This window comes from Micromonospora sp. NPDC002296 (assembly GCF_040296145.1).
In the GTDB taxonomy this organism is placed as follows: Bacteria; Actinomycetota; Actinomycetes; order Mycobacteriales; family Micromonosporaceae; genus Micromonospora.
Map to the genome: position 1 here is coordinate 40,530 of NZ_JBEOWQ010000031.1, position 10,823 is coordinate 51,352.

The following is a 10,823-nucleotide window of genomic DNA, read 5'->3' on the forward strand; positions in this document are numbered from 1 at the left end:
CCCCTCGCCCCGCTGCCCCCTGCCGCTCGCCCGTGGACGCGCTGGACAGGTGTCGGCGACGGCGTTGTGGCAACATCGAGACACGGTGTCGTCACGGACCGTCCATCGTGCTCCCGTCCGATTCCGTTCCCGGCCTGGCGCTCCCCTCCTCCCCCTTCCGCAACCCCTATCGGCGAATGAGATCCGTAGGTTTCAGGCGGGAACGGTGGGGTCTCAAGGCCGTTGTAGCGCACCCGACCCGGTGCCAGACTCGCCTGAGAATTCCGGACCGCCCGCTGGGGAGCCCGGTCCGGCAGGGAGATCACAGGTCCACCCGGCACGACGGCCCGGCGTGCCTCACCCCTACCCGGCACTCCGGGTGGGCGCGGTGAGAGGGCTGCCGTTCGGCTCGGGAGGGGTGGTGTCGGTCAGCACCGGTAACCCGGTTCGGCACCACAGATGAGAGAGGCTGACACGAGTGGTGCTGGTGCAGCGGGACGAACAGATCGCATTGCTCCGAAGGGCGTTCCGCGCCTGCGAGGAGCAGCAACGTGGACACGTGGCGCTGGTGACGGGCGCAGTGGGAAGCGGCAAGACGAGTCTGCTGGAGACGCTTGACGAGTGGGTGGTGGCCGCCGGTGGGCGGGTGCTCAACGCGGCCGGTTCGCGGGCGGAACGCGGACTCCGCCTAGGGGTGCTGGGGCAGCTGTTCCACAGCGCGCGGCTGGACCAGGAGTCGGCCGACCGGGTCGAGAAGCTGATGCGGGACGCCGCCTTCGCCGTACCGCAGCCGGAGCCCGGCGGTGAGGCGGCCGAGGGGGTCGCCTCCGGTGAACAGGCCTGGGCACCGCTGCTGCACGGCCTGTTCACCGCGCTGCTCGACCTGACCCGGTCCGGGCCGCTGGTCCTCACCGTCGACGACGTGCACCACGCGGACCCGGCCTCGCTGCACTGTCTGCTCTACGTCACCCGCCGCCTGCGCCACGCACGGATCATGATCGTGCTCACCGAGGCGTCGACGCTGCGCCCGTCGCACCCGCTGTTCCGGGCGGAGCTGCTCAGCCAGCCGTACTTCTCCCGGATCAGCCTGCCGCCGCTGACCGTCGACGCCATCGCCCGGATGATCGGCGACGACGCCGAGGCCGCGCAGGCCCGGGAGGCGGCCGAGAGCCTGCTCAGCATGACCGGCGGCAATCCGCTGCTCACCCGGGCCCTGCTCGACGAGCGGGGCCGGGCCGAATCGGCCGACGACGCCACCCCCGACCCGGGCGACGGCGACGGGTTCGGCCAGGCCGTGCTCGGCTGCCTCTACCGGCACGAACCGGGGGTGCGGCGGGTCGCCCAGGCGTTGGCGGTGCTGAACCGCCCGGCCCCGACGGAGCTGCTCGGTCACCTCCTCGACGTGGTGCCCGAGTCCGCCGTTCCGGCGGTGCGGGTGCTGCGCACGTCCGGGCTGATGGATACCGACCAGCTACGCCACCCGCGTATCCTGCGCTCGATCCTGGCCGACATGTCCCCCGAGGAGCGTCGGGCACTGCACCAGCGTGCCGCCGAGGTGCTGCACGAGCACGGCGCCGAGCCGGGGGTGGTCGCCGAGCACCTGGTCGCCGCCGGTGGGGCGGACGGCGCCTGGTCGGTGCCGGTGCTCTCCGACGCCGCCGGGCAGGCGCTGGCCTCGGGCCGCCCCGACCTCGCCGCCGCCTGCCTGCGCCTGCTCGGCCGCGCAGAGGTGGACGAGCAGCAGCGCAGCACCACCACCGCGATGCTGGTCAACGCCCGCTGGCAGGTCAACCCGCTGACCGTCAACGGGCACCTGACCGAGCTGGTGCAGGCCGCCCGGGCTGCCGGGTGGTCCACCACCGCGGCCCTGTCCACCGTGCCGTACCTGCTCTGGCAGGGCCGGGTGGACGAGGCCACCGAGGCGGTGAGCGGCTTCTCCCCCGACGACGACCACGGCGCCGCCACCGGCACCGCCGGCCGGCTGCGGGCGATGCAGCTGCTGGTCTCCCTCTCCCACCCCGACCACCTGGCCACCGTCCGGGAGACCCCGAGCACCTGGAGCCGGGCGGCGACCGCGCCGACGACGATCAGCCCGCAGTTGCAGGCGGTGACCGTGCTCGGCACGGCGCTGATGCCGACCGCCGAGAACGACACCGTGGCCACCGCCGAGCAGCTGCTGCAACGGCACCACACCGACGACGGGTCGCTGGGCCTGCTCACCGCACCGCTGCTGGCGCTGCTCTGGGCGGGCCGGGCCGACCGGGTGGCGGTCTGGGGCGACGTGCTGCTCAACCGGCCGGCGGCCCGGCACGCCCCGGTGTGGCGGGCGATCGTGCGAGCGGTGCGGGCCGAGGCGGCGCTGCGCCTGGGTGACCTGCCGGGCGCGGAGCACCAGGCCCGGACGGCGCTGGTGGACCTGCCCGCCCCGGCGTGGGGGGTGGCGATCGCCGGCCCGCTGGCCACGCTGATCGGCTGCGCGACCGAGGCGGGCCGGTTCGCCGAGGCCGACCGGTGGCTGGCCCACCCCATGCCGGCCGGCATGCTCCGTACCCCGCTGGGGGTGCACTACCTGGCCGCCCGGGGCCGGCACCACCTGGCCATGGGCCGGCCGCACGCGGCGATCACCGACCTGCGCCGGTGCGGCGAGCTGGTACGCACCTGGGGCGTCGACGTCGCCGGGCTGGCGCCGTGGCGGCTGGAGCTGGCCCGGGTACAGCTCAGCGTCGGCAACAAGACGCAGGCCACCCAACTGTTGCAGGAGCAGCTGCGGGTCGCCCACGGGGTCGACGACCGGACCCGGGGGCGGTCGCTTCGGCTGCTCGCCACGACCGCCGCCCCGGACCACCGGCGCAAGCTGCTCTCCGAGGCGGTGAACCTGCTGCAGTCCTGCGGGGACCGGCTGGAGCTCGTCCGTGCCCTCGGCGACACCGGTCAGACGCTGCAACGGGCCGGCGACTCCGCCCGGGCCCGGCTGCTGGTCCGCCGGGCGTACCAGCTGGCCCAGGACTGCGGGGCGTCGGTGCTGGCCCAACGGCTGATCCGGCGGGAGCCGGGCGGCGGGCTGCCGGCGTACCAGGCGAGCACCGAGCCGCAGGAACCGGACGACGGCCTGAGCGAGGCCGAGCGGCGGGTCGCCGCGCTGGCCGCCCAGGGGCACACCAACCGGCAGATCTCCAGCAAGTTGTTCATCACGGTGAGCACCGTCGAGCAGCACCTGACCCGGGTCTACCGGAAGCTGGACGTCAAACGGCGCACCGACCTGCCGGCCCGGCTCATCGCGTTCGCGGAGCCGCTGGCCGAGGAGGCGCAGGGCGCGGCGTCCTGACCGGGACGCGAGAAGGGCGCCGGGTGGTCTCCCACCACGGCGCCCTTCTCGCGTAACGCGGTCAGTCCATGGATCGGCGCAGGAAGCCGCGGGTCCCGATCGCGGTGGCGACGACGAACACGCCGGCGAGGACGATCAGGTCCAGCCAGAGCGGCACCGACTCGACGCCGGGCGGGGCGACCAGCGACCGGGTGGCCTCGCTGACGTAGGTCAGCGGGTTGAGCGCGCAGATCACCTGGAACCAGGGCAGGGAGTCCAGGGCCCGAAGCGGGAACTGGGTGGCGCCGGTGAACATCAGCGGCGTCATGATCACGGTGAACATGATCTGGATCCGGTGCGGCGGGACCAGGGTGCCGAACGTGAGACCGAGCGCCGCGCCGACCAGCGCGCCGGCCGCCAGCACCACGATCACCTTGAGCGCCGTCAGCACGGGCCAGGTGACCCCCAGCATGAGCATGCCGATCGGGATCAGCACGAGGCCGGCGATCGTGCCGCGGATGGCCCCGAAGATGATCTTCTCGAAGGCGACCAGGGGGATCGACAGCGGAGAGAGCAGCCGGTCCTCGATCTCCCTGGTGAAGGAGAAGTCCATCACCAGCGGCAGCGCGGTGTTCTCCAGGCCGATCAGGAAGGCGTTCAGCGCGATGACGCCGGGCAGCAGGACGTTGGCGAAGTCGTTGCTGGCGTACCCCAGCTCGCCGAGCACCTTGCCGAAGATCAGCAACATGAACAGCGGCTGGATGAAGACCTGGGCCAGGAACGCGCCCAGCTCGCGGCCGGTGACGAACAGGTCACGCGTGAGCACCGCGCGGAACGTGGCGAGCTGGTCCAGCCAGCGCACGGAACGAGGCGCCGTGAACGCCTGCGTCGGCGCGGACGGGGCGGCGGGTGCGGTGACGCTCACCGAAGTTCCCTTCCGGTCAGGTGGATGAAGACGTCTTCCAGGCTGGGCTGGCCGATGCTGAGGTCGCGGACCTCGCAACTCAGGTCGCCGAGGATCTTCAGCGCCATCGGCACGGCGTGGGCCGGCTGGGTGCCGGTGTAGACCCGGAAGGACAGGGTGGCGTCCGGGTCGGCCGGCGCGGCGGGCATGGGCATGGGCATGGGCGGCATCCCGGGGAACGCCGGCATGCCGGCGCCCGCGCCGCCGCGCAGCTGTTCCACCCGCTCCACGTCCGCGATGTTGCCGAGCGCGGCCTGCACCTCCTCGGCCGGCGCGCCGGCGCCGACCACCAGGGTCAGCGTGCTGCTGCCGGGCAGGGTGCGGGTCAGCGCGGCGGGGGTGTCCAGGGTGAGCAGCTTGCCGTGGTCGATGATGCCGACCCGGTCGCAGAGCTTCTCCGCCTCGTCCATGTCGTGGGTGGTGACCACCACGGTCACCCCCTGCTGCTTCAGCTCGGCGATCCGGTCGTGCACGAAAAGCCGCGACTGCGGGTCGAGGCCGCTGGAGGGCTCGTCGAGGAAGAGCACCCGGGGCGAGTGCATCAGCGCCCGCGCGATCATCGTGCGCTGCGCCAGGCCGCCGGAGAGGAAGTCGGTGCGAAGCTTGGCCATCTCCGTGAGGCCCATCTGCTCCAGCAGCTCGTCCGCCCGCCGGTTGCGCTCGGCCCGCGGCACGCGGTGGTACGCCGCGTGGAACACCAGGTTCTGCCGGACGGTCAACGCCCGGTCCAGGTTCACCCGCTGCGGCACGACCGCCAGCAACTGCCGGGCCACGGCCGGCGCGCCGATCACGTCCGCGCCGCAGACGGTGGCCCGACCCGAGGTGGCTCGCACCCGCGTGGTCAGCACCCCGATCGTCGTCGTCTTGCCCGCGCCGTTCGGCCCGAGCAGACCGAAGACCTCACCAGCGGCGACGGTGAAACTCAGTCCGTCCACCGCCGGTGGCATGTTGGGCTGGTACTGCTTGACCAGCTCCGTGACCACCACTGCCTCGTCCACGTCGTCATGCTCCCGTCCAGGTCATCTATGGGACAGATACCGATCTTCGAATAGGGGGCGCTAAGGGGGACCGCAGGGGCGTGGGCCCTCACAGGCCATGCCCGGCCAGCCACCCCTGCAGGCTCACGGCCAGCTCCGGGCCCCGGTCGGCGACCATGCTGAAGTGGTCGCCGGCCGCGTCCACCGCCTCGTGCGGGTACGGCCACCGGGACCGCCAGCCGTCGGCCTCCCCCGTCCACTGCCCCAGCGGCTCGCTGGCCCGCACCAGCAGGGTCGCCGACGTCATCGGGGCGGGTTGCCAGTCCAGGAACAACGGCAGGTACCCGGCCCACGCGGTGGTCCGCCAGTCGTCCATCGGGGTGTACGCGCTGTCCCGCTCGGTCATCCCGTCGAGCAGCTCCGGCACCCAGCCGCCGAGCACCTCGCTGTCGGCCGGGTAGGTGTCCATCAGCACCACGGCGGCCGGCGGCCGGCCCTGGCGGTCCAGCTCGCGGGCGAGCACGTTGGCGACCATCGCGCCGCCGGAGTGCCCGCCCAACACGTACGGGCCGTCGCCGACGGCGCGCAGCACCGTGTCGGCGTGCACCCGCAGCAGGGCGTCCAGGTCGGCGGGCAGCTCCTCGCCCGCCCCGAAGCCGGGGTTGGGCAGCGCCCAGACGTCGCGCAGGCCGCGGAAGCCGGACGCGAGCCGGGCGTACTCGTGCGCGCCGGAGAGCAGCGACATGGTGCAGCAGAAGACCAACGGCGCCCCGGCGCCGCCCTCGGCCAGCCGGAGGATCCCGGCCGGCCGGGAGAGCTGCCCGGGATCGGTGAAGGACGGCCGGAACTGGGCGAGCTTGACCAGCAGCTCGGCGTACCCGGCGGAGTCCTCCCGGGCCTTGGGCTGGTTGAACAGCCCGCCGAGCAGCCCGCCGCCGCCCGCCCCGCCGCCGCCGTCGTCGCCCGCTCCGGTCGCCGCGTCGCCGGCCGCGCCCGCGCCGAGGAGCTGGCCGAGCAGGTGCCGGGCCAGCGCCGTCGGGGTGGGGTGGTCGAACAGCAGGGTCGCGGACAGCTCCGCGCCGGTCTCCTGACGCAGCGCGTCGCGCAGCTCCAGGGCGGTCAGCGAGTCGAAGCCGAGTTCCAGGAAGTCCCGGTCGGCCTCGATCGCCCCGGGCGACGCGTGCCCGAGCACCGTGGCCACCCGCGCCCGGACCAGGTCCAGCAGGATCCGCTGCCGGTCCGCGGCGGTGCTGCCGGTGAGCCGGGTCAGCAGCGCCCGGGCCGGGTCGCCGGCGTCGCCCCCGGCCGACCCGTCCGCCGCGGCGGCGGCCGTCGCCTCGGGAACGCCGCGCAGCAGCGGGCTGGGCCGTACCGCGGTGAAAGCCGGCACGAACGCGGGCCAGTCGATGTCGGCGACGGCGAGCTGGTCGTCGCCCCGGCCCACGGCCTGCTGCAACGCGGCGACGGCCAGCTCGGCGTCGAGCGGCCGGACGCCCCGGCGACGCAGCTGCTCCGGCTCGGCGACCTCGTCGGCCCACGGCACCCAGGCCAGCACGGTGGCCGGCCGGCCGGCGGCCCGGCGGCGGGCGGCCAGCGCCTCCAGGCCCGCGCCGGCGGCGGCCGTGACCGCCGCGCCACCGCCGCCCCAGGTGGCGGCGGTGGAGGTGAAGACCACGAACTCGTCGACGGGCCGGTCGGCGCAGGCGGAGTCGAGCAGCTCCACGGCGGCGACGCGGGCGGAGACGGCGGCGGCCAGCTCCGCCGGGTCCAGGCCGGCGACCGGCTCGCCCGCCCCGCCGGCGTCGGCGACGTGGACGACCGTGCGGACCGGGTGGCCGTCGGCGGCGAGCCGGTCCAGCAGTCCGGGCAGCGCCGCGGGATCGCCGACCGGGGTGACCTCGACGCCCCGCCCGGTCAGCTCGGCCGCCGTCTCGGCGGGCAGGGCCGCCCCGGTGAGGACCAGGTGCGGCGCGCCCCGGTCGGCGAGCCAACGCAGCACGTGCGGCCCCCGCACGCCGGCCGCGCCGTCGACCAGCACCGCTCCCCTGGGATGCCAGTCCTCGTCGGCGACGCCCGTCGGGGCGGGTTCCAGCCGCCGCGCGTACACCCCGGCGGGCCGGACCGCCAGCTGGTCCTCGTCGCCCCCGCCCGCGACGAGCCGGGCCAGCGCCGCGAGGGCGGCGTCGTCCGGCTCCGCCGGCAGGTCGACCAGGCCGCCCCACAGCCGCGGCATCTCCAGCGCGAGCACCCGGCCCAGGCCCCAGACGTACGCCCCGGCGACGCCCGGCGCAGGATCGTCCGGGTCGACGGCGACGGCTCCCCGGGTCACGCACCACACCGGCGCGCCGCCGTCGGCCGCGCCCAGGGCCCGGACCAGCGCGGCGGTGCCGGCCAGCGCGTCGGTGCCGATGGAGTCGCCCGCCGCCAGCAGCGACACCACGACCGACGGGGCGTCCCCGGCCGGCAGTACGAGGTCGCCGGGGTGGTCGCCAACGGGCACCAGCACCGGCGACAGGCCCTCGGCGCGCAGCGCGGCCAGCACCGGGCCCGCGTCCGCGCCGGTCGGGGTGACCACCAGGCAGGGGCCGGTCGGCGGGACGACGGCGGTCGGCGGGGCGACCCGCGCCCAGCCGGCCCGGTACCGCAGGCCGTCCAGCTCCGTACGTCGGCGCTGCCGGCCCCGGTACGCCCCGAGGACGGGCAGCAGCTCGGCCAAAGCGTCCCGCCGGTCGCCGTCGAGACCGAGGACGGCGGCCAGCGCGGCAGGCTCGTCGGCCTCGACGGCGGCCCAGAAGTCCCCGTCCACGGCGTCCGCAGCCGGGGGCGGGACGAGGTGGAACCCGGGCGGCTCCGGCCAGTACCGCTCGTGGTGGAAGGCGTAGGTGGGCAGGTCGACGCGGGCGGCGTCGGCGCCGGTGAACAGGGCGGGCCAGTCCACCGCGGCGCCCCTCAGGTCCACGGCGGCGAGGGCGGCGAGCAGCCCGGCCGACTCCGGCTGGTCCCGGCGAGCCACCGGCACGAAGGCCGCCGGGTCGGCGTCGGGCAGGCACTCCCGGCCCAGCGCGGTGAGCGCGCCGTCCGGGCCCAGCTCCAGGAAGGTGCCCACCCCGGCGGCGGCCAGGGTGGCGATGCCGGCGTGGAAGCGCACCGTGTCCCGCACGTGGTCGACCCAGTAGCCGGGGTCGGTGGCCTGCTCGGCGGTGAGCACGTCGCCGGTGCGGTCGGAGACGACCGGCAGCCTCGGCGGGTGCCAGGTGACCTTCTCGGCGACCACCCGGAAGTCGGCGAGCATGGCGTCCATCCGGGCTGAGTGGAACGCGTGGCTGACCCGCAGCCGGCGGGTCCGCCTGCCCTGCGCGGCGAGGCTCTCGCCGGCCGCGAGCACGGCGTCGGCGTCGCCGGAGAGCACCACCGACGCGGGGCCGTTCACGGCGGCCAGGGCGACCCGGTCGCCGAGCTGCGGCGCCACCTCCGCCTCGGACGCCCGGACCGCCAGCATCGCCCCGCCGTCGGGCAGGGCCTGCATCAGCCGGCCCCGGGCGGCCACCAGGGCCGCCGCGTCGGCCAGCGACAGCACCCCGGCGACGTGCGCCGCGGCCAGCTCGCCGACGGAGTGCCCGAGCAGTTGCTGCGGGCGCAGCCCCCACGCGGTGACCAGCCGATACGCGGCCACCTCGTACGCGAACAGCGCCGGCTGGGTGAACTCGGTGCGGTCCAGCAGGGCCGCCTCGGGCGAGCCGGGGTCGGCGAAGACGACCTCGCGCAGCGGGCGGGCCAGGTGCCGGTCGAGTTCGGCGGCCACCTCGTCGAAGGCGGCGGCGAACACCGGGAAACAGCGGTGCAGCTCGGCGCCCATCCCGGGGCGCTGCGCGCCCTGGCCGGTGAAGAGGAAGGCGAGCTTGCCGGCCGGACGGGCCACCCCACGGGTCACGCCCGCGGCGGGCCGGTCCTCGGCGACGGCCCGCAGGCCGGCCCGCAGCGCGTCGCCGTCCGCGCCGGTCACGGCCGCCCGGTGCGGCAGCGCCGCCCGGGTGGTGACCAGCGAGTACGCCACGTCGGCCGGGGTCAGGTCGGGGTGGGCGGCCAGGTGGTCCAGCAGCCGGCGGGCCTGCCCCGCGAGGGCCGGCGCGGAGCGGGCGGAGACGATCCACGGCGCCGGCGGGGCGGGCACCCCGGCGGGACGGGGCGGCGGCACGTCGGCGGGGTCGGGCTGTTCGATGATGGTGTGCGCGTTCGTGCCGCTGACCCCGAACGCGGACACCCCGGCGCGGCGCGGCTGCCCGGTCTCCGGCCACGGGACCGCCTCGGTGAGCAGGGACACCGCCCCGGCGGACCAGTCGACGTGCGGGGTGGGACGGTCGACGTGCAGGGTGGACGGCAGCGTCCCGTGCCGCATGGCGTGGACCATCTTGATGATGCCGGCGACCCCGGCGGCGGCCTGGGTGTGGCCGATGTTCGACTTCACCGAGCCGAGCAGCAGCGGCCGGTCCGCCGGCCGGTCCCGGCCGTACGTGGCGAGCAGCGCCTGCGCCTCGATCGGGTCGCCGAGGGTGGTGCCGGTGCCGTGCGCCTCCACCACGTCGACCTGGTCGGCGGTCAGCCCGGCGTTGGCCAGCGCCTGCTTGATCACCCGGCGCTGGGAGGGGCCGTTGGGGGCGGTGAGCCCGCTGCTGGCCCCGTCCTGGTTGACCGCGCTGCCGCGCACCACGGCGAGGACCCGGTGGCCGTTTCGGCGGGCGTCGGAGAGCCGCTCGACGAGCAGCATGCCGACCCCCTCGGACCAGCCGGTGCCGTCGGCGGCGGCGGCGAACGACTTGCACCGCCCGTCGGTGGACAGGCCACGCTGGCGGGAGAACTCCACGAAGACCGTCGGGGTGGCCATCACCGACACGCCGCCGGCCAGCGCCAGGGTGCACTCGCCCAGCCGCAGCGCCTGGCAGGCCAGGTGCAGCGCGACGAGCGACGACGAGCAGGCGGTGTCCACGGTGACCGCCGGGCCCTCCAGCCCGAGGGCGTACGAGATCCGGCCGCTGGCCACGGCGGCGGCGCTGCCGGTGCCGAGGTACCCCTCGACACCGCCGCCGACCCCGGACAGCAGGGCCGCGTAGTCGCCCTGGCTGCTCGTCGCCGCGTACACGCCGGTGGGCGCGCCGCGCAGCGTGGTCGGGTCGATCCCGGCCCGCTCGAACGCCTCCCACGCGGCCTCCAGCAGCAGCCGCTGCTGCGGGTCCATGGCCAGCGCCTCGCGGGGGCTGATGCCGAAGAACGCGGGGTCGAAGTCGCCGGCGGAGTAGAGGAACCCGCCTTCCCGCACGTACGAGGTGCCCCGGCTGTCCGGGTCGGTGTCGTACAGGGCTTCGAGGTTCCACCCCCGGTCGTCGGGGAACGGCGCCATCGCGTCGGCCCCGGCGGCGACCAGGTCCCAGAGCTGCTCCGGCGAACGCACACCGCCGGGGAACCGGCAGCTCATCCCGATGATCGCCACCGGTTCGGTGAGCGTGGCGGCGAGCTGCTGGTTCTGCTGCTTGAGCTTCTGGTTGTCGAGCAGGGACGCGCGCAACGCGCTGACGACCTCGTCCAGTGAGACGCTCATCGGGGG

At 75.6% G+C, this 10,823-nt stretch carries 3 protein-coding genes and 1 pseudogene; 1 reads left to right on the forward strand and 3 read right to left on the reverse strand.

Going from position 1 to position 10,823, the window contains the following annotated elements:
- Positions 1-457: 457 nt before the first annotated feature.
- Positions 458-3,304, forward strand: a complete 2,847-nt coding sequence (locus ABT023_RS21645; RefSeq protein WP_350888192.1) for an ATP-binding protein — start codon at positions 458-460, stop codon at positions 3,302-3,304.
- Between the two features lie 61 nt (positions 3,305-3,365).
- Here ABT023_RS21645 and ABT023_RS21650 read toward each other — a convergent pair whose 3' ends face one another.
- From ABT023_RS21650 to ABT023_RS21660, 3 genes and pseudogenes are all read right to left on the reverse strand, one after another.
- A complete protein-coding gene (locus tag ABT023_RS21650) occupies positions 3,366-4,208 on the reverse strand; it encodes an ABC transporter permease (RefSeq protein ID WP_350888193.1) in 843 nt (280 codons plus the stop codon).
- Complete coding sequence (locus tag ABT023_RS21655; protein ID WP_350888194.1) at positions 4,205-5,245, reverse strand: ABC transporter ATP-binding protein; 1,041 nt, start codon at positions 5,243-5,245, stop codon at positions 4,205-4,207. Before ABT023_RS21655 ends, ABT023_RS21650 begins: the two co-directional genes overlap by 4 nt.
- An 88-nt stretch (positions 5,246-5,333) precedes the next feature.
- Positions 5,334-10,817: pseudogene (locus tag ABT023_RS21660) on the reverse strand (type I polyketide synthase); the annotation flags it as partial.
- Positions 10,818-10,823 lie beyond the last annotated feature (6 nt).